This window comes from Umezawaea tangerina (genome assembly GCF_003002815.1).
Classification (GTDB): domain Bacteria; phylum Actinomycetota; class Actinomycetes; order Mycobacteriales; family Pseudonocardiaceae; genus Umezawaea; species Umezawaea tangerina.
In genome coordinates this window covers 314,791-341,603 of record NZ_PVTF01000001.1, presented here as the reverse complement: position 1 = coordinate 341,603, position 26,813 = coordinate 314,791, and the positions used below count along the sequence as shown (strand labels likewise).

At 70.3% G+C, this 26,813-nt stretch carries 23 protein-coding genes and 1 pseudogene; 9 read left to right on the top strand and 15 right to left on the bottom strand.

The genetic code is table 11. The features are described 5' to 3' along the window. Positions 1-31: 31 nt before the first annotated feature. Together CLV43_RS01575 and CLV43_RS01570 are read left to right on the top strand one after the other, a co-directional pair. A complete protein-coding gene (locus CLV43_RS01575; protein ID WP_106185141.1) occupies positions 32-1,324 on the top strand; it encodes an O-acetylhomoserine aminocarboxypropyltransferase/cysteine synthase family protein in 1,293 nt (430 codons plus the stop codon). Further along, positions 1,321-1,782, top strand: a complete 462-nt coding sequence (locus tag CLV43_RS01570) for a CoA-binding protein (protein ID WP_106185140.1) — start codon at positions 1,321-1,323, stop codon at positions 1,780-1,782. Before CLV43_RS01575 ends, CLV43_RS01570 begins: the two co-directional genes overlap by 4 nt. A gap of 63 nt (positions 1,783-1,845) precedes the next feature. Here the strand turns inward: CLV43_RS01570 and CLV43_RS01565 are convergent, their stop codons facing one another. The 5 genes from CLV43_RS01565 to CLV43_RS01545 all read right to left on the bottom strand — a co-directional run bounded on the left by CLV43_RS01565 (position 1,846) and on the right by CLV43_RS01545 (position 8,796). Next, positions 1,846-3,822, bottom strand: coding sequence for a glycosyltransferase (locus tag CLV43_RS01565; protein WP_281262137.1), 1,977 nt, complete (start codon positions 3,820-3,822; stop codon positions 1,846-1,848). 251 nt (positions 3,823-4,073) lie between these two features. Further along, positions 4,074-5,282, bottom strand: a complete 1,209-nt coding sequence (gene glf / locus CLV43_RS01560; protein WP_106185138.1) for a UDP-galactopyranose mutase — start codon at positions 5,280-5,282, stop codon at positions 4,074-4,076. 42 nt (positions 5,283-5,324) lie between these two features. Then, the gene (locus CLV43_RS01555; RefSeq protein ID WP_106185137.1) at positions 5,325-7,388 is read right to left on the bottom strand and encodes a hypothetical protein; all 2,064 of its coding nucleotides are present in this window, start codon (positions 7,386-7,388) and stop codon (positions 5,325-5,327) included. Beyond that, positions 7,385-7,780 carry a GtrA family protein gene (locus CLV43_RS01550; RefSeq protein ID WP_211304194.1) on the bottom strand — a complete coding sequence of 132 codons (396 nt, stop codon included), beginning with the start codon at positions 7,778-7,780 and terminating at the stop codon, positions 7,385-7,387. The genes CLV43_RS01555 and CLV43_RS01550 overlap by 4 nt, the downstream gene beginning before the upstream one ends. Beyond that, positions 7,777-8,796, bottom strand: a complete 1,020-nt coding sequence (locus CLV43_RS01545) for a glycosyltransferase family 2 protein (RefSeq protein ID WP_106185136.1) — start codon at positions 8,794-8,796, stop codon at positions 7,777-7,779. Before CLV43_RS01545 ends, CLV43_RS01550 begins: the two co-directional genes overlap by 4 nt. Before the next feature lie 212 nt (positions 8,797-9,008). On the opposite strand from CLV43_RS01545, the gene CLV43_RS01540 reads away from it, so the two are divergent. Both CLV43_RS01540 and CLV43_RS01535 read left to right on the top strand, forming a co-directional pair. After that, positions 9,009-10,898: a DUF6541 family protein gene (locus tag CLV43_RS01540; RefSeq protein ID WP_245886057.1), complete on the top strand. Its 1,890-nt coding sequence runs from the start codon at positions 9,009-9,011 to the stop codon at positions 10,896-10,898. After that, on the top strand, positions 10,895-12,661 hold the full coding sequence (locus CLV43_RS01535; protein ID WP_106185134.1) for a PIG-L family deacetylase: 1,767 nt from the start codon (positions 10,895-10,897) through the stop codon (positions 12,659-12,661). Before CLV43_RS01540 ends, CLV43_RS01535 begins: the two co-directional genes overlap by 4 nt. 233 nt (positions 12,662-12,894) lie before the next feature. Here the strand turns inward: CLV43_RS01535 and CLV43_RS01530 are convergent. Continuing rightward, positions 12,895-12,981: pseudogene (locus tag CLV43_RS01530) on the bottom strand (IS5/IS1182 family transposase); the annotation flags it as partial. A gap of 112 nt (positions 12,982-13,093) precedes the next feature. On the opposite strand from CLV43_RS01530, the gene cutA reads away from it, so the two are divergent. Continuing rightward, positions 13,094-13,429 carry a divalent-cation tolerance protein CutA gene (gene cutA, locus CLV43_RS01525; RefSeq protein WP_106185133.1) on the top strand — a complete coding sequence of 112 codons (336 nt, stop codon included), beginning with the start codon at positions 13,094-13,096 and terminating at the stop codon, positions 13,427-13,429. 147 nt (positions 13,430-13,576) lie between these two features. Here cutA and CLV43_RS01520 read toward each other — a convergent pair whose 3' ends face one another. Beyond that, positions 13,577-14,488 carry an LLM class flavin-dependent oxidoreductase gene (locus tag CLV43_RS01520; protein ID WP_106185132.1) on the bottom strand — a complete coding sequence of 304 codons (912 nt, stop codon included), beginning with the start codon at positions 14,486-14,488 and terminating at the stop codon, positions 13,577-13,579. Between the two features lie 58 nt (positions 14,489-14,546). Here CLV43_RS01520 and CLV43_RS01515 point away from each other — a divergent pair, with 58 nt between their 5' ends. Further along, positions 14,547-15,359, top strand: a complete 813-nt coding sequence (locus tag CLV43_RS01515; RefSeq protein WP_106185131.1) for an HAD family hydrolase — start codon at positions 14,547-14,549, stop codon at positions 15,357-15,359. Here CLV43_RS01515 and CLV43_RS49940 read toward each other — a convergent pair. Further along, on the bottom strand, positions 15,356-15,484 hold the full coding sequence (locus CLV43_RS49940) for a hypothetical protein (protein WP_281262136.1): 129 nt from the start codon (positions 15,482-15,484) through the stop codon (positions 15,356-15,358). The genes CLV43_RS01515 and CLV43_RS49940 overlap by 4 nt on opposite strands. 193 nt (positions 15,485-15,677) lie before the next feature. Between CLV43_RS49940 and CLV43_RS01510 the strand changes: the two genes are divergently transcribed. Beyond that, complete coding sequence (locus CLV43_RS01510) at positions 15,678-17,606, top strand: DUF8189 domain-containing protein (RefSeq protein WP_170155663.1); 1,929 nt, start codon at positions 15,678-15,680, stop codon at positions 17,604-17,606. 62 nt (positions 17,607-17,668) lie between these two features. Here CLV43_RS01510 and CLV43_RS01505 read toward each other — a convergent pair whose 3' ends face one another. From CLV43_RS01505 to CLV43_RS01475, 7 genes are all read right to left on the bottom strand, one after another. Further along, a complete protein-coding gene (locus CLV43_RS01505) occupies positions 17,669-18,673 on the bottom strand; it encodes a lysylphosphatidylglycerol synthase domain-containing protein (protein ID WP_170155662.1) in 1,005 nt (334 codons plus the stop codon). 47 nt (positions 18,674-18,720) lie between these two features. Then, positions 18,721-19,953: an acyl-CoA reductase gene (locus CLV43_RS01500; RefSeq protein WP_106185128.1), complete on the bottom strand. Its 1,233-nt coding sequence runs from the start codon at positions 19,951-19,953 to the stop codon at positions 18,721-18,723. After that, the gene (locus tag CLV43_RS01495; protein WP_106185127.1) at positions 19,950-21,017 is read right to left on the bottom strand and encodes a LuxE/PaaK family acyltransferase; all 1,068 of its coding nucleotides are present in this window, start codon (positions 21,015-21,017) and stop codon (positions 19,950-19,952) included. Before CLV43_RS01495 ends, CLV43_RS01500 begins: the two co-directional genes overlap by 4 nt. Then, on the bottom strand, positions 21,014-22,426 hold the full coding sequence (locus tag CLV43_RS01490) for an AMP-binding protein (RefSeq protein ID WP_425445713.1): 1,413 nt from the start codon (positions 22,424-22,426) through the stop codon (positions 21,014-21,016). The genes CLV43_RS01495 and CLV43_RS01490 overlap by 4 nt, the downstream gene beginning before the upstream one ends. Continuing rightward, positions 22,423-23,160 carry an SDR family NAD(P)-dependent oxidoreductase gene (locus tag CLV43_RS01485; protein WP_106185126.1) on the bottom strand — a complete coding sequence of 246 codons (738 nt, stop codon included), beginning with the start codon at positions 23,158-23,160 and terminating at the stop codon, positions 22,423-22,425. The genes CLV43_RS01490 and CLV43_RS01485 overlap by 4 nt, the downstream gene beginning before the upstream one ends. A 201-nt stretch (positions 23,161-23,361) precedes the next feature. Next, positions 23,362-23,601, bottom strand: a complete 240-nt coding sequence (locus tag CLV43_RS01480; protein ID WP_106185904.1) for an acyl carrier protein — start codon at positions 23,599-23,601, stop codon at positions 23,362-23,364. 32 nt (positions 23,602-23,633) lie between these two features. After that, the gene (locus CLV43_RS01475; RefSeq protein ID WP_106185125.1) at positions 23,634-24,332 is read right to left on the bottom strand and encodes an acyl-ACP--UDP-N-acetylglucosamine O-acyltransferase family protein; all 699 of its coding nucleotides are present in this window, start codon (positions 24,330-24,332) and stop codon (positions 23,634-23,636) included. Between the two features lie 177 nt (positions 24,333-24,509). Here CLV43_RS01475 and CLV43_RS01470 point away from each other — a divergent pair, with 177 nt between their 5' ends. Continuing rightward, positions 24,510-25,607, top strand: a complete 1,098-nt coding sequence (locus CLV43_RS01470; RefSeq protein ID WP_106185124.1) for a DegT/DnrJ/EryC1/StrS family aminotransferase — start codon at positions 24,510-24,512, stop codon at positions 25,605-25,607. Further along, positions 25,604-26,578 carry a Gfo/Idh/MocA family protein gene (locus tag CLV43_RS01465; protein WP_106185123.1) on the top strand — a complete coding sequence of 325 codons (975 nt, stop codon included), beginning with the start codon at positions 25,604-25,606 and terminating at the stop codon, positions 26,576-26,578. Before CLV43_RS01470 ends, CLV43_RS01465 begins: the two co-directional genes overlap by 4 nt. Positions 26,579-26,813: the final 235 nt, after the last annotated feature.

Genomic DNA, 26,813 nt, shown 5'->3' with positions numbered 1-26,813 from the left:
CACGGGGTCCGGATGGGTGAGGATCGGCAGGATGAGCCGAGAGGACCGCGCCTGGGGCTTCCGCACCAGGGCGCTGCACGCGGGTGGCGCGCCCGACCCGACCACCGGTGCCCGCGCCGTGCCGATCTACCAGACGACGAGCTTCGTCTTCCAGGACACCGCGGACGCCGCGAACCTGTTCGCGCTGCAGAAGTACGGCAACGTCTACAGCCGGATCGGCAACCCCACGGTGGCCGCGTTCGAGGAGCGCGTCGCCAGCCTGGAGGGCGGGATCGGGGCGGTCGCCACGTCCAGCGGCCAGGCGGCCGAGTTCCTCACGTTCGCCGCGCTGACCGAGGCGGGCGACCACGTCGTGTCGGCGTCGGGGCTCTACGGTGGCACGGTCACCCAGCTCACCGGCACGCTGGCCCGGTTCGGCGTGTCCACGACGTTCGTGGCTGGCGAGGACGTCGCCGACTACGCCGCGGCCGTCACCGACCGCACGAAGCTGATCTTCACCGAGGTGATCGGCAACCCGTCCGGGGTGATCGCCGACCTGGCCGGTCTGGCCGAGCTGGCGCACTCGCACGGGATCCCGCTGGTGGTGGACGCGACCCTGGCGACGCCGTACCTGGTGCGGCCGTTGGAGCACGGCGCCGACATCGTGCTGCACTCGGCGACGAAGTTCCTCGGCGGGCACGGCACGACGCTCGGCGGTGTCGTCGTGGACTCCGGCGGGTTCGACTGGGGCAACGGGAACTTCCCGCGGATGACCGAGGTCGTGCCCAGCTACGGCGGCCTGCGGTACTGGGAGAACTTCGGGGAGTACGCGTTCTGCACCCGGTTGCGGGCCGAGCAGCTGCGCGACATCGGGGCGGCGCTGTCACCGCAGTCGGCGTTCCTGCTGCTCCAGGGCGTGGAGACGCTGCCGCAACGGATGGACGAGCACGTCCGCAACGCCCAAGCCGTCGCCGAGTGGCTGGAGGCCGACGAGCGGGTGTCGTGGGTGTCCTACGCCGGGCTGCCCTCGCACCGGCACCACGCGCGGGCCGCGCGGTACCTGCCCGCCGGGCCGGGGGCGGTGTTCGCGTTCGGGGTCGTCGGGGGCCGCGGGGCCGGGCAGCGGTTCGTGGAGTCGGTGGAGCTGTGCAGCCACCTGGCGAACGTCGGGGACGTGCGGACGCTGGTGATCCACCCCGGTTCGACCACGCACCAGCAGCTGACGGACGAGCAGCTGGTGGCGGCCGGGGTGACCCCGGACCTGATCCGGATCTCGGTGGGCCTGGAGGACGTCGACGACGTCCTGTGGGACTTGGACCAGGCGTTGACCAGGGCGGTGAAATGATCGAGTCGGCGGTCGGCAGGCAGGCGCTGCTGCGGGAGACGAGGTCCGTGGCGCTGGTGGGGGCCTCGGCCACCACGGCGCGTCCCAGCTTCTTCGTGGCGACGTACCTGCTGTCGTCCACGGACTACCGGGTCTACTTCGTGAACCCGCGGCTGGACGAGCTGCTGGGCCACCGGGTCCACCCGTCGTTGGCCGACCTCCCGGAGGTGCCGGACCTGGTGTCGGTGTTCCGCAAGCACGAGGACCTGCCCGGTGTGGCGGACGAGGTGGTCGCCGCGGGCGCCCGGACGCTGTGGTTGCAGCTGGGGCTGCACCACGAGGGAGCCGCGGCGAAGGCCGAGGAAGCGGGTCTGAACGTCGTGATGAACCGGTGCGTGAAGATCGAGCACGCCCGGTTCCACGGCGGGCTGCACCTGGCCGGGTTCAACACCGGGGTCATCACCTCGCGCCGGGCGTGAGCCGCACAGCGAGAAGGCCCGGACCAGCGGGTCCGGGCCTCCTCGCGGCGGATCAGGTCGAGATCAGTTCTCGAAGATCTTCCGCCACGACTCCACCGAGGTGAGCTCGGGGAGGGCGTCGCGGTAGACCTTCTTCAGGCGCGGCCACTCCTGGGCGAGCCTGCGGTAGTTGCGCGCCGACCTCGCGGCCAGCTGGCGGAACTCCTTCGGGTCGCGCTTGCGGAACGCGACACCGCTGCCGTCGGCGTTGGACACGGTGGCGCTGTCCAGGTTGCCGAGGAGGAACCAGCGGGCGTTGGTGGCGGGCACGTTGATCTGCGGGCGGTCGGCCGTGGAGCTCTCCGGGTCGCGCAGGTTGTGCAGCAGGGCCTTGGAGGCCTTGGCGGCGATGACCGCGGGGTTCACCGGGGGCTTGAGCATCTGCTCGGCGCGCACCATGTCGTAGGTGGGCGGCGGGAACTCGCGGGCCGACGTGAGGATCTGGGCGTCGGTGTACTGCTTGCGCAGCTGCTGGATCTCCGGCAGCGCGGTGCGCAGCGAGTCGAACAGCTTGCTCGGGCCCGCGAGGAAGTCCTCGATGGCCTTCTGCTGCACGGCGACGGTGGAGTACTCCATCGACAGCAGGTGGCGCAGGGTGAGCTTGAGGCCCTGCTTCAGCAGCGTGGAGCGGATGTCGTACGGGCTGTGCAGCGCCGCCATCACCAGGCGGTTGCGGGTGTGGAAGTAGGCCTGCCAGTCCGTGGCGTCGTTCTTGTCGGTCCACGGCATGTGCCACACGGCGGAGCCGGGCAGCGACACCGTCGGGTAGCCCTTCTCCAGCGCGCGCAGCGAGTACTCCGCGTCGTCCCACTTGATGAACAGCGGCAGCGGGTAGCCGGTGCGCTGCACGACCTCGCGCGGGAACAGGCACATCCACCAGCCGTTGTAGGTGGAGTTGATGCGCAGGTGCAGCTCTTCGGTCTCGCGGAGGGTGTCCGTCGAGAAGTCGTGGTCGGTGAGGGCACCGGGGGCCGCGCGCCAGTTGCAGGTGGCCAGGTCGACGACCTCGCCCATGCTGTGCAGCCGCGAGCGGGCCTGCAGGTTCAGCATGTGGCTGCCGACGATGACCGGCTGGGCGCAGGCGCGGGCGAACGCGTTGGAGCGCAGCACGGCGTCCGGCTCCAGCCGGATGTCGTCGTCCATGAGCATGATCTGGGCGACGTCGGTGTGCTCGATCGCCTCGTACAGGCCGCGGGTGAAGCCGCCCGAGCCGCCGAGGTTCTCCTGCTCGATGATCTCCAGCTTGTCACCGAGGAGCTTGCGCGCCTCGGCGTAGCCCTGGGTGTCCTTGACCTTGACGGCGCCCTGGTCGGCGACGAACACCTTCTGCACGACGTCGAGGACCGCGGGGTCCTCGCCGAGCGCCCGCAGCGCGATGACCGCGTCGATCGGGCGCATGGTCGTCATGCCGATGGCGACCTTCTGCTCCGGCAGCGGCGTGTCCGTCGTCCACGCGGCTTCCTTGATCTCCAGCGCCGTGTCGTCGGTGAACACGTCGAACCAGATCCAGCCGCCGTCCTCGAACGGCTTGAGGCTGATCCGCAGCTCGAGGTTCGTCCACGCCTTCGGGCTGCGCACGGCGTGGCCCTCGAGGTGGATGTGGTCGCCGCTGGGCTTGGAGCGGTAGACGTCGACGCGGCCCGCGCCGCGCACGGACAGGCGCAGCACGACCTCCTCGACGACGGTCCAGCGCTTCCAGTAGCTGGCCGGGAACGCGTTGAAGTACGACGCGAACGAGACCTTGGCCGACGACGGCACGGTCACCGACCGGCGGGACACGACGTGGCTGTGCACGTTCGCGGGCTCGTCCAGGTACAGCGGACGGACGTCGAGCGGGTCCTCGTCGCGGGGCAGGATCACCCGCTGCAGCACCTGGTTCGGGTTGAGTCCCGCTCCCCTGGCCGCGACGCGGACCGAAGCCACGTCGCTGACCTTGCTGTCCGGAGCGGTCGTCTCGATCTTCGGGGCGGCGGCGCTAGCGGCCTTGGCCTGCTCGGTCACGTGCTTCCTCCGGCGAACCGCCATCAACGCGGTTTCGGGTTCAGATTCGAACGTTCGGCGTGTGGTCATGGCGAGAAGCGCCGCACCGCGAACGCCACGAGTCGTGGTTCAGGTGCGGCGGCGTTAAGCCACATAGTACCCACGGGGGCGGCCGCCGCCCGTCCGGGCGCTTGCCGTTCCACCGTGTTCACAAAAGGTGATCGCCCGGTGGGAATCCGACGTCCCACCGGGCGATCACCGTGCGCTCAAGATCAGATGCTGCCGTCGATCGGCTTGCCGTCGGTCAGGTGCGGCGCGATCTTGTTGTCGAACGCGCTCAGCGCGGCGCCGATCGCCATGTGCATGTCGAGGTACTGGTAGGTGCCCAGCCGCCCGCCGAACAGCACGTTGCGCTCGGTCGCCTCGACCTTGGCCAGCTCGCGGTACCGCTCCAGCATGGTGCGGTCCTCGGCGGTGTTGATCGGGTAGTACGGCTCGTCGTCCTCCTTGGCGAAGCGGGAGAACTCGCGGACGATGACCGTCTTGTCCTTCGGGTAGTCCCGCTCCGGGTGGAAGTGCCGGAACTCGTGGATGCGGGTGTAGGGGACCTCTTCGTCGTTGTAGTTCATGACGGAGGTGCCCTGGAAGTCGCCCGTGTTCACGACCTCGCGCTCGAAGTCGAGGGTACGCCAGCCAAGACGGCCTTCGGAGTAGTCGAAGTAGTGGTCCAGCGGCCCGGTGTAGACGACCGGGGTGCCCGCCGGGATCTCGTCCTTGACGTCGAAGTAGTCCGTGTTCAGCCGGACCTCGATGTTCTCGTGCTCCGCCATCTTCTCGAGCCACGCGGTGTAGCCGTCGACCGGCAGGCCCTCGAAGTCGTCGTTGAAGTAGCGGTTCTCGAAGTTGTAGCGCACCGGCAGCCGGGTGATGTTGGCCGCGGGCAGGTTCTTCGGGTCCGTCTGCCACTGCTTGGCGGTGTAGCCGCGGATGAACGCCTCGTAGAGGGGGCGGCCGATCAGCGAGATCGCCTTCTCCTCGAGGTTCTGCGCGTCGGCGGTCTCGATCTCGCTGGAGAGCTTCGCGATGAGCTCGCGGGCCTCGTCCGGCGTGTGGGACTTGCCGAAGAACTGGTTGATAAGGGCCAGGTTCATCGGGAACGAGTAGACCTGGTCCTGGTACTTGGCGAACACGCGGTGCTGATAACCGGTGAACTCGGTGAACTGGTTGACGTACTCCCACACCCGCTTGTTGGAGGTGTGGAAGAGGTGCGCGCCGTAGCGGTGCACCTCGATGCCCGTCTCCGGCTCCGCCTCCGAGTAGGCGTTGCCACCAATGTGCTCGCGGCGCTCGAGGACCAGGACCCGCTTGTTCAGCTGGGTCGCGGTGCGCTCGGCAACCGTGAGACCGAAGAATCCGGAACCGACAACGATCAGGTCATAACCAGCGAAGCTCACGGCGCCCGAGGATAGCGGTGCCCCCATGGCGAACCCCAATCGCCCCTGTTTTGCGGACAAGTCCCTTGATCAGCCAAAACGACGGCGGCGCACGACGGTCACCGCGCTCAGGGCCAGCGCGCCGAGCACGGCCAGCGCCGCGGCGACGAGTCCGGGCACCAGACCGGGCGGTCTCCAGGTGAGGGTCAGCGAGCCCGCCTTCGGCACGTCGAGGACGACGAGTCCGGCCGGACCTTCCCGCACGTCCACGGGCTGCCCGTCGAGCTCTGCGCGGTAGCCCGGCCAGTTCAGCCTGGCGAGGACGACCTTGCCGGGGCGGTCCACACGCAGCTCCTCGCGGGTGTCGGTCGAGCGGTCGGCGGAGAGTCCTGCATCGGTCCAGGAAACCCGTCCGCCCGGCCACGGGATGTCCCCCGTGCGCCGCAACACCGTGACGAGATCGTTGCTCCGCTCGACCCGCCAGCCCGGCGGCGTGACCGGGTTCGGGTTGACCGCCTTCTGCACGACGACGGTCTCCACCCGCATGAGGTCGATCAGCGGCGGGCCGACCTCGGTGGGCTCCAGCAGCTTGTCGAGGCCCTGCGCGCAGGTCGTGCCGAGGTAGTTCATGCAGGTGGCCTGCTTGAACTTCCGGTAGCCCATGCCGGTGTAGGAGGCGACGGTGGCCGCGTCGAGCAGCAGCCCGTTGTTGCCGACGACGACCGAGCCGACCTGGTAGGTGGTGCCCTGGTAGTCGTCGGCGCGCAGCTCGGAGACCGTGCGCGGGAACGCGTACTGCGCGACGTCGGCGTTCTTGGGGAACCAGGCGGTCTGCAGCAGCAGCGCGAGCGCCACGCCCGCCACCAGCACCACGTGCAGCGCGCGGGTGTTCGCCAGCCGCACGGCCAGCGCGGTGCCGACCACGAGCAGCGCCAGCGACACCAGGTGGCGGCGGAACTCCCACGGGCCCGCCGCGAACGTCAGGTAGGCGGTGAACAGCAGGGCGCCCGTGGTGACCAGCACACGCGCGCGCGTCCGGTCGGTGCGCAGGCCCGCGCTGAGCAGCACCGCGAAGACCACGCCGAACGCCAGGTAGATCACCTCGACGTGGCGCAGCGGGAACCGGAACATCCACATGTTCGACGGTCCGATCGCCAGCAGCAGGTACCCGCCGAACACGACGAACACCGCCGTCAGCTCGCGCCACCGCTGCCTGACGATCCCCCAGTCCAGCCAGGGCAGCAGCGGCACGACGAACCAGGCGAAGTACACACCGGGCACGCTCAGCCGGGTCGGGTTGGCGAACGTGGTGATCATCGGCTGGTGGCTGGGCATGGACGGGTTGAGGAAGTCCGACAGCCTCGGCATCAGCATGCCGGTGGCGGCGAAGCCCTGGCCCGCGCGCTCGGTCACCGCCGAGTTCCCCAGCAGCGGCAGGTACACCAGCGGCACGACCAGCGCGACGAGCACGCCGACCAGCACCAGCCGCAGCAGCGCCGCGCGGTCGCGGACCAGCCACGACTCGACCAGCAGCGCGGCCAGCACCGCGCACACGCCGAGCAGCCCGTACGGGTTCCCCGTCGTGACGGCGAGCGCGCCGAACAGGAACGGCCACAGTGGACTCCCGACGCCGCGGGCGACCCGGCGGGCCGACCACCACGTGTACGGGATCCAGGTGAACGCCATCAGGCCCGCCACCCACGACGCGGTGTCGTAGTAGAGCGTGAAACCGCCGAACGGCAAGGCGATCGCGATGACGGCGGCCGCGGCGGGCTTGGCGTCGTACTCGCGGCAGAGCAGGTACGCGCCCAGCGCGAGCAGCACCAGGAACTCGGTCTTCACCACCAGCCCGGCGAGCGCGAGGTCGTCGAACCGGGACACCAGCAGGTAGTTCGCCAGGTTGACCGGGTTCCACAGGCCGAACAGGGCCTCGGCGGAGAAGTTGCCGCCCATCCAGTTGTCGACCGACAGGAACACCGGCCACTCGCCCGCGGCGAGCCGGTCGCCGAGGAAGTGCCACGTGGGCAGGAACTGCGCGGCGCTGTCGTCCCAGACGTAGAAGAACCTGTTGCGCAGGAACGGGAGTTCGGCGAGCAGCGCGACGACCAGGACGACCGCCGCTGCCGGCAGCGCCCTGCGGGCGAGCTGGGTCAAGGCTGGAGCTCACTTTCGGCGGTGCGGGTGACCAGCACGAACTGGGCGACGAGGTAGGTGAACGGGATGGCCGCGGCGGCCGCGACCAGCGGCGCGATCCGGCTGTCCACGTCGAGCCAGTGCACGAGCAGGTACAGGCCCGCGGTGCTGATCACGAAGTTCGTCGCGTTGGAGAGCGGGAAGAGCAGGAACTTCCGCCACGTCGGCTTGGTGCGGAAGGTGAAGTAGCAGCTCAGGAAGTACGAGCCGACCATCGCCACGGCGAAGGCGAGCACGTGCGCCGCCATGACCGGCAGCCACCGGCAGAACAGGAGGTAGCAGCCGTAGTAGACCCCCGTGTTGACCACTCCGACGAGCCCGAACCGGAGGATCCTGGCGAGCTGCTGGTTCACGACGGGGTGCGCTCCGCGAAGGGCATGACCACCGGGGTGCCCGCGAGGTCGGAGTGGTCGGCCACCTCGGGTCCCAGCGGGACGGTGACCGGGATGGGGCGGCCGCTGGACTCCTTGACCAGGAAGTGCGGTCTGCGCTTGGTCTCGTAGTAGATGCGGCCCAGGTACTCGCCGATCACGCCGAGGAACAGCAGCTGCAGACCGCCCAGTCCGAGCACGCCGCACATGATCGTCACGTAGCCGGGGACGAAGATCCCGTCGCGGACGGCGTGCACGACGATGAAGACCGAGTAGCAGAACGCCAGCGCCGTCACGAGGCCGCCGAGGTAGATCGCCAGGCGCAGCGGGCGGTTGTTGAACGACACCACGCCGTCGATGCCGTAGTTCAGCAGCTTGCGGAACGTCCACGTGCTGTTGCCCGCGTGCCGCTGCACGTTCTCGTAGTCCACGACGGCGGTGTCGAAGCCGATCCAGGCGAACAGGCCCTTGGAGAACCGGTTGTACTCGCCGAGCGAGAGCAGCGCCTGCACGGCGCGGCGGGTCAGCACGCGGAAGTCGCCGACGCCGTCCTCGAGCTCGACGTCCACGACCTTGTTGATCAACCGGTAGTACAGGTGCGAGAGCATCTTGCGAGTCGGCTTCTCGCCGGTCCTGGTGCGCCGGGCTACGACCTGGTCGTAGCCGCCCGCGAGGAGGTCGACCATCCGGCCGAGCAGTTCGGGCGGGTGCTGGAGGTCGGCGTCCATGATGGCCACCAGCTCGCCGTTTGCCTGGCTCAAACCCGCCAACATGGCGGCTTCCTTGCCGAAGTTCCGGCTCAACGCGAGGAACCTGAACCTGGGGTCGCGGTCGGCGAGCAGGCGCAGCTCGCCGAGCGTTCCGTCCTTGCTGCCGTCGTCGACCAGGATGACCTCGAAGTCCTCCGACACCTCCGGCAGCACGCGGCAGAGCACCTCGTGCAGCTCCGCCAGCCCGCGCTCCTCGTTGAAGCACGGAATGACGACCGACAGGCGCATGCGGTTCCTCCCCGGTACGCACGACTCCTACACAGCTCAAGACGCTTCAGGCCTTCTTCAGGTTGCTCCCCTACCCTGCCCCGGCGTCTTGCGGTAGTCACTGTACGCAGCGGTGAGGGGGGCCGATAACCTACCGGCCTCCGCCGCGGGGTCGACCTCGCGCCAAACCCCCAGGTGGTCGTGTGCCCAACCACGCAGGCATGTTGCCGACCGTGACCACGATCGCCCTCGCCGTCCTGGTGCTCTGGGTGCCCGGTGGCCTGGTGGCGCTCGCCACGGGGCTGCGGGGCTGGTCGCTCGCCTCGGTCTCGCCGCTGCTCACGTACTTCGTCGCAGGTGTCGCGGGACCCTGGCTCTGGAAGATCGGCATCCCCTTCACGCCCGTTACGTTCTGCGTCTACACGCTGGCCGTGGCCGCGGTGTTCCTGTGGCTGCGGCGGTTCTCCCGCGGCGGCGAACCGCCTTCCCCGTGGACGCGCCGGGCGGACGCGGCGGTCGCGCTGTGCCTGCTGGCGGCGTTCGCGGTGGGGTTCGTGGTGCTGTTCCGGGCGATGGGCGGCGACCTGAACGCCATCCCGCAGGACTGGGACGCGGGCTACCACGCCAACGGGATCCGCTACATCGCCGACACCGGCGACGGCAGCCTGTACGGCACGAGCAGGGTCAACTGGTACGAGCTGCCCGGCGGCCTGTTCTACCCGAACGCCTACCACCTCGTCGGCAGCCTGGTGTACACGCTCGGCGGGGCCCCGGTCCCGGCCGTGCTGAACGCGACCACGGTGCTGCTGCCCGGTCTGCTGGCGCTGTCGCTGGCCGCGCTGGTCCGGCACTTCGGCGGCCGCGCGGTGACCGCGGGCGCCACGGCGCTCGTCGCGGTCGCGGCGACCAGCGCGACCTACGACAACCTGTGGCGCGGCCCGCTGCTGCCGTTCACCGTCGGGCTGGCGTTCACACCGGTGCTGGCGACCGTGCTCGACCGGTACCTGCGCAGGCCCTCGCCGGACACCGGCGCGGTGCTCGCCGCCTGCGCCGTCGGGCTGCTCGCGGTGCACTCCAGCACGTTGTTCGGCGGGATCCTGTTCGTCCTCCCGATGCTGGTGCAGCGCTGGTGGGGCACCTGGTCGACGGCCCGGCGCGACCTGGTCGCGCTGCTGCCGCCGATGGCGGTGGGCGGACTGGTGGCGGTGCCGCACCTGTTCGGCGCGCTGAGCGTGTCCGGCAACATCGCGCTGGTCGACTGGCCGTCGACGTTCCCGGTCAGCCAGGCCGTGGGCACCCTGCTGACGTTCCAGCACGTGACCGCGCGCCCGCAGATCTGGCTGGCCGTCGCCCTGTGGATCGGGCTGTTCGCGTTCCGGCGGCTCGCCGCGCTGCGCTGGGTCGCCGGGCCCGCGCTGCTGTTCGGCGCGATCTTCGTGCTGACGGCGTCGTTCTCCCAGCCGTGGGTGGCGAAGGCGACCAGCCCGTGGTGGAACGACCAGTTCCGGCTGGTCGCGCTGGCCACCGTGCCGCTGTGCGTGGTCGCCGGGCACGGGGTGGCGCAGGTGCACGACCTGCTCGGCCGCCGCCTGCGCGTCCCGCTGGTCACCTCGGCGGCCGCGCTGGGCGTGCTGGTGCTGCTCAGCGGCGGCCTGTACGTCCGCGCGAACGAGGTCCAGGCGCACCGGGCGTACGGGTACACCGCGCGCGAGGACCAGTCCTACGTGGTGACGAAGAACGAGGTCCTCGCCATGCAGGAGCTCGGCGGGCTGGTGAAACCGGACGAGCGGGTGCTCAACGACCGCAACGACGGGTCGTTGTGGATGTACGCGATCGCCGGTGTCCACCCGGTCGCCGGGCACTACGACGGCTCCCTGGAGTCGCCCGACGTGTTCACCCTCCAGGCGCACTTCCGCGACTACGACACCGACCCGAAGGTGCGCGCCGCGGTGCAGCACCTGAACGTCCGGTACGTCCTGATCGGCCGCGGGTTCGTCCGCGAGTACAACCGCCGGGCCACCGGGCTGCGTGATCTGGGTGGGGCCGACTTCCTGGCCAAGGTCTACGAGAACGAGGACGCGGTCGTGTACAGACTGGTCGGACCGGAGAGCGCGGCACCGTGAAGCACCTGCGCCTGCTCGTCGCGCTGGCCCTCACCGGGCTGGTCATCGCCTGCTCGGCCCGCGTCCCCGCGGAGACCGCCTCGACCGGGCCGCTGTCGTTGCAGGTCGTCGCCCACCAGGACGACGACCTGCTGTTCATGAACCCCGACCTCGGCGACGACATCCGCGCAGGCCGCCAGGTCGTCACGGTGTACCTGACCAGCGGCGAGTCCAACGCCGCGGACGTGCCCGGCTACGTCGCCCAGCGGCAGGAGGGCGTCCGCGCCGCCTACGCCGCCATGGCGGGCGCGCCCGACGAGTGGCGCGGCTCGGCGCTGCGGATCGACGCGGACCACTCGGTCGAGCAGTACGAGCTGAGCGCGCGGCCGGGGATCAAGCTGATCTTCGTCAACCTGCCGGAGGACCACGGCGGCCAGCACGCCCTGCGCAAGCTGTGGGCCGACCGCAGCGAGTCCGTCCGCGCCGCGACCCTCGTGCCCAGCGGGGCGAAGGTGCCGCGCTCCTACCGGTACACCCGCTACGCGCTGCTCGACCTGCTCCAGACGCTGATGACCAGGTTCCAACCGACCGTCGTGCGCACCCAGGACACCCACCCGGACACCTCGTACCCGCACTGGCAGCCGTTCTACGACCACCCCGACCACCTGATGACCGCGAGGTTCACCGAGGAGGCCGCCCTGCTCTACCGCAGGTCGGCCAAGCAGCCGGTGTTCGTCCAGGTCGGCTACCGCGACTACAACGTCGAGCAGGTCCCGGTGAACCTCGACCAGGCCCAGCAGCGGGACAAGCTCGACGACTTCGCGCGGTACCGCGTCCACGACCCCATGGTCGGCGACCAGCAGAGCTACCAGGACTGGCCAAGGCGGATGTACCACCGCTGGCCGCGCGGCGTCTCCTGGGTCGGCCGCGACGAGCACGGCGACCTGCGCGCCTTCGCCGTCCGCTCCGGCCAGGTCACCGCCTGGACCCGCCGCGACGGCGCGTGGACCAGCACCGACCTCGCACCGCCCGGCGGCGTCCTCGCCCCGGCGTTGAGCGTCGCCACCGGCCGCGACGGCCTGCACGTGTGCGGGCGGCGGACCGACAAGGACACCATCACCTGCTGGCGCGGCGGCACCTGGACCGACCTGGACAGCCCGTCCCCCGGCACCGACGTCGGCGCCCCGTTCGCCCTCGCCACCCCCGACGGCCCCGTCAGCGTGTTCGTGCGCACCAGCGGCGGCGGGGTGGCCAGGGTGTCGCAGGCCGCGGACGGCTCGTGGGGGAAGTGGGAGGACCTGGGCGGCTCCGGCATCCTCGACGGCCTCGCCGCCGTGAACGGCCCGGACGGCGTCGAGGTCTTCGGCACGACCACCACCGGCGTCCAGCGCTGGCACAACGGCTGGGACGCCGCCTTCCCGTCGGCGACACCGGCCGCCGCCCCCGTCGTGCTGCGGGACGCACTGCTGTACCGGGTGGCGCTCACCGGCGAGGTCGCCATCAGCAAGCGCACCCCCACCGGCTGGACCACCCCCGTCCTCGTCCCCGGCCCCGGCGGCCCCGGCCAGGTCGCGGCCGTAGACCGGAACGGCCTGGTGCTGGTCGGCCGGGACGCCGACGGCGCCGTCACCACCACCCACGAGCTCCCCGGCGGCGGCTTCGCCCCCTGGACCCCCCGCAAGACCCCCACCGTCGACTACCCCGCCGTCGTCCCCGACGACAACGGCGTCCTCGCACTCGCCATCGGCCCCGACGGACAGCTGGCCACCGATCCGCTGACCTGACCACCGTGCGGTATTTTCCCAGGTGAGGGCTCCACGATCGGAGTACCTCTGGGCGGGCTGTGCTGAAGAACCCGAAAAACGACCTCGCGGAAAACGTCGGGCCCCTGAGCACCTTGGGCTAAGCCACATTGCTCCCACGCTGGTACGACGCCTGCGCGCGGGACCTCCACAGGTGGCAACCGGCATCGTGCGCGAATGTTCCCGCAGATTGGGAATCAAACCAAGACCTCCTATCAAAATAAGCGGAGGCGTCGGTCACATATCAGTGCGCAGGCCAACTTGAACAACGCCCCGTGGATATCGGCGCGGCGTTCCCGGCGTGGAGGCCTAAGAAGTAGTTCTAGGCCTCAACCAGAAACGACCGCCCGAAGGGTGGACTCGCACCCAGCGCAGCACAGCTCTTGCGCCTCGGGCAGCCACTAGACTGAGCACATGGATAAATATCTTCAGGTTACGACTGCAACTGCGACTCGCGCCCAAGCGATTTCACTGGCGAGAAGTGCGGTTGCAGATCGACTAGCAGGAGGTGTCCAGATCATAGGTCCCGTTACGTCCGTCTACCGCCACCACGGCGAAATCAATGAAAGCGAAGAATGGAAGGTGATCTTCAAAACAACCGAAACTCGGTACGTAGCACTTGAGATCCACCTTCAGGAGAACCACCCCTGGGACAATCCGGAGATCATCGCAACGGTTATCGCTGAGGCCCCTGCCGCGTATCTGGCTTGGCTCGCCGAAGCCACCAACCCGGATACGACCGATGACTGAACGTCGTTGAACGCCGGCCATGCCCAGCACAGTGCCAACGTTCCAAGAACCCACGCCCAGCGTCATGCGAGCCACGACCAAGCCAGCAATCACTGGGCCTCGTGGCTCAGGGGGCCTTCACGACCGGGGGACGTCCGGTTCGGTGCGTCAGTCCTTGCGCGGCGGTGCGGGCCACGGCATGGGGACGGCGGTCAGTTCCGGGAGGACGTCGGCGGCGACCTGTTCCAGCACCGACTCGCTGCCGGCGTACACGCCGTCCTCGCGCGGCCAGTGCGTGATCACGTCGGTGAAGCCGAGGTCCTGGGCGCGGCCGACCATGTCGCGGAAGACCTCGACGCTGGTCAGCGAGTAGAGCGGCGCGGCGTCGAGCAGCAGGTACCGGTCGGCCGTCTCCCGTGCCCGTTCGATGGACGCCAGCTTCTCGTCGAACGCGTCCGACAACGACTCGACACCGCGCCACCACTCCTCGACGGTCTCGCCGCCCGCGCCGGTCGTCACCCACCCCGTGCCGTAGCGGACCGCCACGTCCATGGCCTTCGGCCCGTTCGCCGCCACCACGAACGGCAGCCGCGGCCGCTGCACGCAACCTGGGGCGCTGCGGGCCTCGACGGCCTCGTAGAACTCGCCCTTCCAGGTGGTCCGCTCGCGGGTGAGCAGCAGGTCCAGCAGCTCGACGAACTCGCCGAACCGGGCCGCCCGGCCGACCACGTCACCACCGCCGGTGACACGGGTGTCGTACCCGCCCTGGGCGCCGGCGCCCACCCCGAGCGCGATGCGGCCGTCGGACACGTCGTCCAGCGCCATCAGGTCGCGCGCGAACGGCACCGGGTGCCGGAAGTTGGGGGTGGCCACCAGGGTGCCGAGCCTGATGCGGGAGGTGACGGCGGCGGCCGCGGTGAGGGTCGGGACGGCGCCGAACCAGGGGCCGTCCACGAGGGTCCGCCAGCCGAGGTGGTCGTAGGTCCACGCGTGGTGGAAGCCCAGCTCCTCGGCGGCGCGCCACTTGGGCTCGGCCACCCACCAGCGGTGTTCGGGGAGGATGACGATGCCGGTACGCACAGGGGAACAGTAACGATGACCACCCCACGGCCACGAACGGGCAAGGCAGTATGAGGGTGTGGAGAGACCCCGCTTGGTTGCCTCGGACATCGACGGAACGCTGATCGGCCTGGACAACCGGGTGAGCGAACGGACGGCGGCGGTGGTCCGGCGGGTGATCGGGTCGGGTACCCCGTTCGTGTTGGTCACGGGTCGTCCGCCGCGCTGGGTGTCGATGATCGCGGAGCAGGTCGGGACGACCGGGTTCGTGGTGTGCGCGAACGGTGCGGCGCTCTACGACGTCGGCGAGGACCGGGTGGTCTGGCAGCGCGGGCTGGAGCCGGTGCTGCTGTCGGACCTGGCCGAGGCGCTGCGCGAGGCGATCCCGGACGTGGCGTTCGCCTCCGAGCGGGTCGGTGCGACCGCGCACGACGACCGCGTCCGGCCGTTCGTGGCGGAGCGGACCTACCGGCACCCGTGGATCGACAGCGACGACGTCGAGGTGCCGCTCGCCGAGGTGCTCGGCCGCACCGCCGTGAAGCTGCTCGCGCAGCACGACACGATGACGAGCGCGGAGATGGCGCTCGCGGCGGAGGCCGTGCTGGGCGAGGAGGTCGTCGTGACGTTCTCCACGAACAGCGGGCTGGTCGAGCTGTCCGCGGCCGGTGTCACGAAGGCGACCGGGCTGGCGGACGTGGCCGAGCGCGCGGGCGTGCCGCGGGAGGACGTGGTGGCGTTCGGGGACATGCCGAACGACGTGCCGATGCTGACCTGGGCCGGCCACGGGGTGGCGATGGCCAACGCGCACGCGGAGGCGCGGGCGGTGGCGGACGAGGTGACCGCGCAGCACACCGACGACGGTGTGGCGCTGGTGCTGGAGCGCTGGTTCTAGCCCGTGATCCGCACGGAGCCGGGCTGGTCGGCGAGTCCCGCCGAGCCCGGCGCGACGGCGAGGAGGGCCAGCGCGACCAGCCCGAACGCGGCTACCGCCAACCGGGCGTTCTTCGCGAACCTCATCAGGTAGCTCCCGTCACTCCGCAGCACCGATTACGCCATTAGAGTGACACATGCCGGGCGTTCTTGGGAACCGCCGGAGCCCTGCGTAACAAGTGATCCCCCCGGATCGAATCCCTGAGGCAACCCGCTTAACACGTGGGACGTCTTCTCGCCGGTCCACATGGGACGATTCATTCTTTGGGGGGAATCGCAGATGGCTCACATCAGTCGCAGAACGGTGATGGTGGCCGGTATCACGGCTGCTACGACGGCCGCGATCGGCGTCGGAACCGGAACGGCGGGCGCGGCGGGGGCGCGCTCCCTGCCCACCGGTGGCAGCTTCCTGCAGATCGTCGCGCACACGGACGACGACCTGCTGTTCCTGAACCCGGACATCCAGCCGTCGATCCAGTCAGGACGTCCGGTGAGGACGGTCGTCCTGGGCGCCGACGAGTTCAACGGCGTGTCCGGTCAGCAGACCCGCGAGCAGCTGGCCGCGAACCTGCAGGAGGGGTCCCGGCGGGCGTGGGCGGTGCTCGCGGGCAAGCCCAACAGCTGGACCCGCGCGACCATGTCCGTCGCGGGCAAGACCGTCGAGATCGACACGCTGAACGGCGCACCGCAGATCCAGATGATCTACCTCAGCCTGCCGGACGCGGGCGACGACCTGCACACCGACGCGCTGACGAAGCTGTGGGAGAACCCGAACTACAGCACCAGCACCATCCGCCCGACCGGCAGCGCCGTGCCCGTCCAGACCTACAACCAGGCCGCGCTGAACGCCGTGCTGCTCGCGCTGCTCGTGCAGTTCCAGCCGACCGCGATCCGCGTGCAGGACCCGTTCCCCGAGGACGCCCGGTTCGTCGACCAGCCGGACCACTGGGACCACATCGCCGCCGCGAAGTTCGCCCAGAAGGCCGTGAAGGCCTACGGCGGCCCGACCGGCAGGCCGCTCGCGCTGCTGACCCGCTACCGCTGCTACAACACGCAGAGCGCGCCGGCCAACGTGCCGAACGCCCTGCTCAACCCCAAGACCGCCGGTTACCAGGCCTACGCCGCGCTCGACCCGCTCACCGGCGGCTCCTTCGACAGCAACCTGGCCCGCAACTACCAGCGCTGGCCCGTGGTGGCCCCGTGGGCCGCGATCGACAGCACCGGCGTGCTGCACGCCTTCGTCGTCACCGGTGACTCGCTGGCGGTGTGGAAGCAGCCCAACGGCGGCGCCTGGGTCGGCCCCACCACCCTCAAGACGGGCTCGTTCGCGCCGGGCGTCGCGGTGGCGCTGCGCGGCGACGGCAGGCTGCGCGTCGCCGTGCTCGACCTGGACACCGGGTCGGTGCTCACCACCAAGCAGTCCGCACCGGGCGCCGGTTTCGAGACCACGTGGACCAACGTGGGCAACCCCAACGGCTCCAGCCCCGCCTACGGCACCCCCGCGCTCGGCGTGAACTCCGACGGCGGCATCGAGATGTACGTGGTCAACGCCGCCGGCAAGATCAGCAACGCCTTCGAGCAGGGCTCCGGCTTCAGCACCTGGTACGAGGTCACCGGTGGCGGCGGCAAGGCCATGACCCCGCCGGTGGCGATCACCGCCCCCAGCGGCAAGCTGCACGTCTTCGCCGACGGCGGCGGCAAGACCCTGCACTGGTACCAGAACCCCGGCTCGGGCACGGTCTACCAGGCGCTCACCAGCACGGCCGAGTGCACGTTCGGGCCGGGCGTCGCGGTCGAGTCGACCGGCAAGGTCCGGATCGTCAGCCGCGAGCAGGGCGACGGTGCGAGCGGCACGCTGGCGGAGAAGACCGTGAACGGCGCCTGGGCCACCAGCCTCACCCACATCGGCGGCCAGGGCGGCGTCGGGCCGGTCGCGGCGGTGACCTCGGGCGGTTCGACGCCGCGGATCCTGGCGTTCAACCGCAACGACGGGTACGGCATCAGCGTCTCGCGGCAGGCGTCCAACGGCGCGTTCGGGGCGTGGACGGACCTCGGCGGCTACTGCGAGGTCGGGCCCGCCGCGGTGCGCGACGCGATGGGCAAGGTGCGCGTGCTGGTCGTCGGCGGGGACGCCAAGCTGTACGAGGCGATCCAGACCACCGCGGGTCCGGACGGCGCGTTCGGCGCCTGGCAACAGGCCGGGAGCTAGTCGCCCCGACGGGAACGGGCCCCCGCCGACATCCGGCGAGGGCCCGTTCCCGTCGGACGGTGCTAGTCGACGACGGGGGCGGTCGGCGCGACGCCGCGCTTGCCCTGCAACCAGACGAAGCCGGCCGCGATGCCCGCGGAGCTGAGGTCGGCGATGGTGAACACCAGGCGCGACACCACGGCGAGCGCGAGCGCCTGGGGTGCGGGCATCACGGTCGCCAGCGCGGCGACGATGACGGCCTCGCGGGCACCCAGGCCGGACGGCAGGAAGAACGCCATCAGACCCGCGGTCATCGACACGCCCATGGCTCCCGCGCACAGGATCAGCGTGTTGAGGCCGGGCGCGCCGACCGAGGTGGCCAGCAGCCACAGGTGCACGCCGAACATCACGTAGATCGCGACCGCCAGCACGACGCCCTTGAAGATGGCGAAGCCGTTGAGGCGGTGCGGCAGCGGGGCCTTGCGGAGCAGCTTGAGGACCGTCGACACGAGCCAGGTCAGCGGCACCGGGTGCAGGAACACCAGGCCCACGACCAGGAGCGCGAACAGCCACAGCAGCTCCGGGTGGTCGCCGTCGAGGATGATCGGCAGGGCGAGCAGCCCGGTGATCATCGAGGCGACCACGCCGAGGCCGGTGGCGATCAGGCCCGCGGTGAAGCTCCGCGCGCGGCTGACGCCCGCCTCCTTGGCCAGCTCCATCGACAGCAGCACGGCCCACACCGCGCCGGGCACGTACTTGCCGAGCTGCCCGACGAGGTAGAACTTCGACGCCTCCGACACCCGCACCGGGGCGCCGAGGTCCGACAGCACGACCTTCCAGACCACCGGTCCGAGCCAGACGCCCGCGTACACCGCGAGCATCGACAGCACGATCGACTGCCACGACAGCGAGAGCAGCGTCTTCGAGACCGCGTTCCACTGGTCGACGACCTGGTAGGTGGCCGCGGCCAGCACCAGGAGGACGAGCAGTCGCTTGGCCCAGGCGATGATGGTCGCCTTGCGGCTGGACGGCGCGGCGACTTCGGCCGCGGTGTCGTCCGTGGTGGCCAGGTCGTCCTGGACCTTCATCGGGTCTCCGGTGATGTCGGGGGGCGAAGTGGGCTCGGCCATGGGTATCAGCCGGTCACCGTGGTGAGGCGGCTGAACTCGGACAGCAGGTCGTAGCCGTCCCAGACCGCGGCGAAGCTGAGAGCAGATCCGAACGGGACGATCCTGTCAATGCCCCGGCCCGCGAGGGCGTGGGCGAACTCGACGAGCTCCTCGCGCTGGAAGCCGAAGTGGCTGAACGTCTGGTCCTTGCGCTCGGCGATGCGCACGAACTCGTCCAGCCCCGTCAGCGTCGCCTGCGGGAACGTGCCGACGCCGAGCCACTCGCGCGGCACGTCGGCGGGGTCGCTCAGCTCCAGCGTGGCGACCGCGTTGCCGTTGAAGTGGATCGCGGTCGCGTGGCCCTCGGCGGCGACGCCGTACGCGGACACCCGCTTCTGCACGGCCATCGCGGGCTCGACCACGAAGTGCTTGGCGGCCACGACCTCGCCCAGCAGGGCGAGGAACTCGGTGCGGCCGACCTGGGCCGCCGCCTCGTCGCCGACCCAGAACAGGGTGCGGGGCGACGAGCAGGCGGCCTGGTCGAACCAGTACGAGTCGTTGTAGAACCCGGTGGCGGCGTCGCGGCGCTGCTCCGGGGTGGCGTTGGCCCAGCCGTCGACGGAGATCGCGGCGAACGACGCCCGGTCCGGGAACGTGAGGTCGCGGGCGTGCGGCGCGATCGGGCTCTTGCGGATCTCGGCGACCGACCGGTCACCGCCCCAGATGACCCGCAGGTCGCACGCGGCCGACAGCGCCGACGTCACGGCCTCGTCGCGGCCGTAGGTGACCATCCGCTGGGTCTGCGCGACGATCGGGTCCGCTTCGGCGAGCGCCTCGTTCAGGCACGCGATCACGGTCTCGGCGGCACCGGCGGACCGGGCGGAGATCCGCACGACGTTGGGGTTGCCCGCCAGCGCGGACAGCGCCCACGAGTACACGAAGATCGTGTCCACGTTGGCCGGTGGCACGTGGAACACCAGTCCACGCGGGAAGCGCAGCTCGTCGCCGGTCGTCTCCAGGCCCGCCAGGGCCTTGGTGATCTCACCGCGGCGCAGGAAGAAGCCCAGCGACGCCAGCTCCGGGAACCGACGGGCGGTCGCGGGGGCGAGCAGCTTGCGGGCGAACTTCACGATGAAGTCCACGATCCGGGGGTCGCCGACCTTGAGCCGTCCGCCTTCGGGCTCGGCGGTCACCGCGGCGAGGAGGTCGGCGACCTCGACGTCCGGCCCGGCCGGGAACCGCTGCTGGATGGGGCTCACGCCGCTCCTCCGCTGAAGGTGTCCGAACATCCACGGGCCTCCGCGCGCGGCAGACGACCCAGTACCGAGAAGCGCTTCCCCGGCCAGTCGCCGTCGTCGACGCCGTGCACGACGCCGAGGTCCTCGGTGAGCAGCGCGTGGCCGGGGTAGGAGCGCGGCACGGTGCTGACCACTTCAATGACGCCCGGCACGCCGACGGGTTGCTCCGCCCACGTCTCGGGATCGCGGATCACGACGTCCGCGAAGTCGGGGCAGTACAGGGAGTTGCCCGACGGGCCCTCCACGAACACGGTGCCGAGCTGCTCGACCATGCCGTAGTAGTTGTGGATCCTGGTCAGCCCGGTGTCCGCGGCGAACGCGCGCCGGAACTCCGCGTTGTCCACGGCCCGGTCGATCAGCTTCTTCCAGCCACCGGAGTGGATGAGGATGCCGTTGGACAGGTCCAGCTCGTGCTCGCGGGCGACCTCGTAGAGGTACTGCCACACCATGAAGGTGAAGCCGAAGATCAGGAACGGCTCGGAGCCGTGCTTGGCCAGGAAGCCCTTGATGGCCTCCACGTCCGGCTTGTCGTCCTCGTCGAGCGCGTACACGTGCTGGCGGCCGAAGTTCGCCATGCCGAGCACACCCGCGCCGCGGGCCGAGAACGAGCGGCGGTTCTTGATGATGCCGATCGTGTCGACCATCAGCATCGGCAGCCGCTTCTCGCCGAGCACGGCCTGGAGCGTGCGGCCCAGGTAGCGCGGCTGGTCACCCGCGGCCTGCTTGTCCAGGTAGATGCGGGAGACCTCGGCGCCGGTCGTGCCCGACGACGTGAGGACCTTGAACACCTCGTCGTCCGGCACGGACTTGAGCACGTGGTGCTTGAACATCCGGACCGGCAGCCACGGCACTTCCTCGACCGTGCCGAACTCCGCGCCGTGCGCGTACCCGAGCGAGCCCAGGATGCGGTCGTACGGCTCGCAGGTGGCCCGGTGGTGCTCGGTCAGCTCGGTCAGCGCGGGCAGCAGCGCCGCCTCGCGCTCGGCCTGGGCCAGTCCGAAGACACCTTCTGCTGTGGCTGTCATGCCCGTCCCTCCAGGGAGCGGTAGTCGATCTTGCCGCTGGGGAGCAGCGGCAGGGCGTCGATGTCCCGCACGTCGAATCCGGACACGTGCAGGTGCAGCTTCTCCGCGAGCGTGCGGGCCGCCGCCTTGCGCGTGTCGGCGGCGCAGTCCTCCACCCAGACGACCACCTTGTCGCCCGCGGGCACCGCGGCCGCCGCTCCCAGGTCCAACCCCGAACCGCGCAGCAGTTGTTCCAGGTCGTCGAGGTTGACCCTGTTCCCGAAGACCTTGCCGATCCGCTTGAGCCTGCCCGTGAGGTGCAGGTACCCGTCGGAGTCGAGCCTGCCGAGGTCGCCGGTCTCCAGCTCGCCGTGACGGGTGTCGCCCTCGGCCAGCTCGGCCTCGCTCTCGGCGTAGCCCATCATCACGTTCGGGCCGCGGTAGAGGACCTCGCCGACGACGTCCGGCTCGGTGGTCTCGGTGCCGTCCTCGGCGCGGATCACGAACGCGCCGCCGGGCAGCGCCGGACCGGCCGAGCCGATCTTGTCGGCCAGCCGTTCCGCCGGGATGGTCGACATGCGGGGGCCCGCCTCGGTCTGCCCGTACATGACGAACATGCGGCCGCCGACGGCCAGCATCTTGTCGTTGAACAGCACGACCAGGTCGTCCCGCAGCTTGCCGCCCGCCTGCGTGATGGTGCGCAGGCTGGGGTACTTGGCCGGGTCGAACTTGAGCCGCTTGAGCATCTCGTAGTGGTACGGGACGCCGGCCAGCGAGGTGATCTTGTACTCCTCGACCGCCGTCCAGAACGGCCTGCCCATCACGCCGGAGCCCTCGACGACGACGGTCGCGCCGCGCACGAGGTGGCTGTTGAGCACGGACATGCCGTAGCTGTAGTGCAGCGGCAGGCTGGTCGGCGCGACCTCGGCCGCGTCGATGCCCAGCACGTCCGCGATGGCCTCGGCGTTCGCCAGCACGGCGGAGCGGGAGAGCCGGACGAACTTGGGGTTGCCGGTCGAGCCGCTGGTGGGCAGCAGGACGGCGAGGTCGGGGTGCGGGGTCACGCCGTCGGCCGACTCGCGGACCCACGCGGGGCCGCCGACGACACCGCCGCGGTACCCCTCGGGGGCGTCGCCGTCGGCGCCGAGCACGGCGGCCGGGCGGAAGCGGGCGACCAGCTCCAGCAGCACCTCGCGGTCCTGGCCCGCGTCCAGCAGCGCCACGGCGCGGTGCGCCTCGAACGCCGCCAGGTACCGCAGCACGCTGGCCACGTCGACGTCCGTGCGGGCGAACAGCACACCGGGCGGCACGTCGGCCAGCTCGGCGGCGACCGCGCCGACCCGCGCGCGCAGCTCCTCGGGTTCGAACACCTCACCGCTGACGGCGTCGACCAGCCGACCGCCGCCGTCGAGCAGACCGCGCGCCGTCACAGGACGAGGCCCCCGTCGACGCCGAGCACCTGGCCCGTGACGAACGCGGCCTCGTCGCCCGCCAGGAAGCGGATGGCCTTCGCCACGTCCTCCGGGGAGCCGAGCCTGCCGAGCGGGGTCTGCTCGACGTTGGCCGCGATGGCTTCTTCGCCCATCGCGGCGGTCATCGCGGTGTCGATCACGCCGGGGGCCACCGCGTTGACGCGGATCCCGTACCGGCCGAGCTCCTTGGCGGTGGACTTCGCGATGGCGGTCACGCCCGCCTTCGACGCCGCGTACGCGCTCTGGCCCGCGCTGCCCTGCTCACCGGCGATGGAGGCCAGGAGCACGATCGAACCGGTCTTCTTGCGCATCATCGCGCGGGCGGCGGCCTGGACCGTGTAGAGCGTGCCCGCGACGTTCGTCGACAGCATCCGCTCGACCAGGTCGTCCTTCATCATCCCGACCAGGGCGCCCTCAAGGACGCCCGCGTTCGCGACGACGACGTCGAGCCTGCCGTGCTCCTTGGCGACCGCGCGGATCGTGCTGCTCACGGCCGCGGAGTCGGTGACGTCGAGGGCCACGCCGGTCACCCTGCCGCCGGGGACGCCCGCCGCGGCCTCCTTGGCGACGGCCTCGTCGCGACCGGTCAGCACGACGGTCGCACCCGCCTCGGCCAGCGCGGTGACGGTGGCCAGGCCGATCCCCCTGGTGCCGCCGGTGACGATGGCTACCTTGTCGGTGAGGTCAGTCACAGTTCAACCAGTCCTGTTAGGCACGTCTTGGATCCCCGTCGAGGGTACTTGCCCACCGAGACGGCTCGTTACCGGCATGAAGCAGGCCCGAAACACGGAAGTGGACGGCCGGGCGCGGCCCGCACAGGCGAACGCCGTGCGCCCGCGCGAGCGCGGACGCACGGCGCCCAGGTGCGGAGCGGACCGCTCCGGTGGATCGGCTCAGGCCTTCGCGCCGAGGCCCTCGAGCATGTCGACGGCGACCTTGAAGCTGCTCATGTCGATGACCTGGTCGGTCGCGAACTCGACGTCGAACTCGTCCTCGATGGCCGCGACCAGCGCCATGTGGCCGACGGAGTCCCACTCCTCGATGTCGCGGTACTTGAGGTTCTCCACGTCGACGGAAGCGTCGATGCCCAGTGCCTCGACGAAGACGTCGCGAAGCTTGTCGTTCAGCGCCATGGTGTTCTCGATCTCCGTGCTCGGGGGATGGGTCAGTGGTCGGCGGGGGCGCGGTCGGCCCACGCCTTCAGCAGGGTCGCCAGCTCCTCCGGCACGCCGGAGGCGGGCAGTTCGCCGGTCCCCTTGAGGAACGGCTCCAGCGCCGCGATCGTCGCCTCGTCGCACCCGCGGCGGCTCAGGCCCACCACGTTGATGCCCGAGACCCTGGCCGGGTTGCCCACCGAGATGGTGAACGGGCCGATGTCCTTGCGGACCGCGCCGCCCATGCCGACCATCGCACCGGGCCCGACCTCGGCCTTCTGGTGCACGACGGTACCCATGCCGACGTTCGCGTGCGACCAGATGTGGCAGTGCCCGCCGAGCTGCACCGACGCCAGCGTGACGAAGTCGTCCACCAGGCAGTCGTGGCCGAGGTGGGTGCGCGAGAGCAGGTAGTTGCCGTCGCCGACGCGGGTCGTGCGCCAGGTGCCCTGGTGCATCGTGAAGTACTCGCGGATCCGGTTGCGGTCGCCGATCTCGACACCCGCGCCCTCCAGCTCCCCGTCCCATCCGGCCGGGTGGGGACCGGTCCGGTCCTCCGCGGGGGTGCCGATGGACACGTGCGGGCCGATCCAGTTCCCGCTGCCGATCCTGGTCTGCCCGACGATCACGGCGTACGGGCCGATGACGTTGTCATCGCCCAGCTCGACGCCTTCGCCGATGACGGCGGTGGGGTGAATGCGGTTGGCCACGAGGTCCGTTCCTGCTCAGAAGTCGTCGAATGACCCAGGTCACTGCCCTGCCCCCTGCTGTGGACCCACGGCAACACGGCCGCAATCGGCGGGTAACGTGTGGCAACGCGTCAGGGGCGGGACGACCAGTCACTGTACCGGACGCAATCCACCGTCTCCGGAGCGAAAGACTGCTGCATGATTCCCATCACCGTTGTCGACGTCCAAGACGCGGAGCCGCTGGTTCTTGAGGTGCTCCGGTCCGGTGTCATCGCCCAGGGCCCCATGGTCAAGCGCTTCGAAGAGGCCTTCGCCAAGGTCGCCGGGGTCCCCCACGCGATCGCCGTGAACAACGGCACCACCGCGCTGGTGGCCTCCATCCAGGCCCTGGACCTCAAGCCGGGCGACGAGGTCATCACCTCGCCCTTCACCTTCGTCGCGACGTTGAACGCGATCCTGGAGGCGGGCGCCACCGCCCGGTTCGCCGACATCCGCACCGACGACTTCTGCATCGACGCCGACGCGGTGTCCGCGCAGGTCACCGACCGGACCAAGGTCCTCATGCCGGTGCACCTGTACGGCCAGACCGCGGACATGGGCAAGCTGGTGCCGCTCGCCGAGCAGCACGGCCTGACCATCGTCGAGGACAGCGCGCAGGCCGTCGGCGCGACGTTCGAGGGCAAGGCCGCGGGCAGCTTCGGCATCGGCTGCTTCTCGCTCTACGCCACCAAGAACATCACCACCGCCGAGGGCGGGATGATCACCACCTCCGACGACGCGCTGGCCGACAAGCTGCGCGTCATGCGGAACCAGGGCATGCGCGCCCGCTACCAGTACGAGATGGCGGGCCACAACTACCGCCTGACCGACCTGCACGCCGCGCTGGGCATCCCGCAGCTGGAGAACCTCCCGACGCTCACGGCCGCGCGCCAGCGCAACGCCGACGTGCTGTCGAAGGGCCTCGCCGACATCACCGGCCTCACCGTCCCCGGTGTGCTGCCGGGCCGCGAGCACGTGTGGCACCAGTACACGGTGCTCGTCGGCGAGGACGCCGCCGTGACCCGCGACGAGCTGTCCGCGAAGCTCAACGAGAAGGGCATCGGCAACGGGATCTACTACCCGAAGCTGGTGTTCGACTACGACTGCTACCGCGACCGCGCGGACGTGATCGCCTCCGACGTGCCGGTGGCCAAGAAGGTCGCCGAGCAGGCGCTGTCGCTGCCCGTGCACCCGAAGCTCACCGACGCCGAGCTCGAGACCATCGTCGCTTCCGTCCGGGAGGTGTTCGGCGCGTGACCACGGCCAAGCCCAGGATCGCCCTCGTCGGCGCGGGCATGATGGGCTCGCTGCACGCCCGCGTGCTCTCCCAGTCCGACCGCGCGGACTTCACCCTGCTCGTCGAGCAGCGCGCGGAGATCGGCAAGGAGATCGCCGAGCGCTACGGCGCCACCTACACCGACTCGATCGACGAGCTGGCGAAGGTCGACGCCGTCGTCATCGCGGCGGCCACCGAGGCGCACTACGACATCGCCAAGCAGGTCCTGGAGATGGGCAAGCCCCTCCTCGTGGAGAAGCCGCTCGCGGCCACCTACGAGCAGTCGGCCGAGCTCGTCGAGACCTCGGAGCGCCTCGGCCTCCCGCTGGTCTGCGGCTTCCTCGAGCGCTTCAACCCGGCCATCCTCACCGCCAAGCAGTTCATCGGCGAGGTCGTCCAGGTCAACGCCATGCGCCACTCCCCGTTCGTGCCGCGGATCAAGACCGGTGTCGCCACCGACCTGCTCATCCACGACATCGACCTGGCCATCGGCTTCATCGGCGAGGCCCCGTCCGCGGTCAAGGGCTCCTTCGGCTTCTTCCAGCCGCAGTCCAAGGAGAACAAGTCCGAGGACAGCGCCGACGCCACCATGTCCTTCGCGCACGGCGCCCTCGCGACCATCTCCGCGAGCCGCATCTCCCAGCGCAAGGTCCGCCAGATCTCCGTGCTGGAGCTGGACCGGCTGATCGAGATCGACCTGCTCCGCAGGGACATCACGATCTACCGCCACGTCGCCGACTCCCCCGCCGCCGACGGCGTCGGGTACAAGCAGCAGACGGTCATCGAGCTCCCGACCATCATGCAGAGCGCGGAACCGCTCGCGGCCCAGCTCAACCACTTCCTCAACCTGCTCGAAAAGGGCGCGGGCTCCACCGAGGTAACCGCCGAACGCGCGGCCATCCTCCCCGCCCACCTAGCAGTCCACCACGCCACCGTCTCAGCCCTCGGCTAAGACGCCCGGTCAGAACCGAAAGGGCCCGCGCACCCAGTGCACGGGCCCTTTCGCTTTCCCACCAAGCACCCCACCCACCCGGCAAGCCGCTCAACAACGCTGGAAGCGAACACAAGCCCCCCAACGACGCCGAAAACGAGCAGCACAAGCCCCCCAACGACGCTGAAAACGAGCAGTGCTCGCCCCCCAACGACGCTGAAAGCGAGCCCGCTCGTCCGCTGGCGGCCGGCTTGAC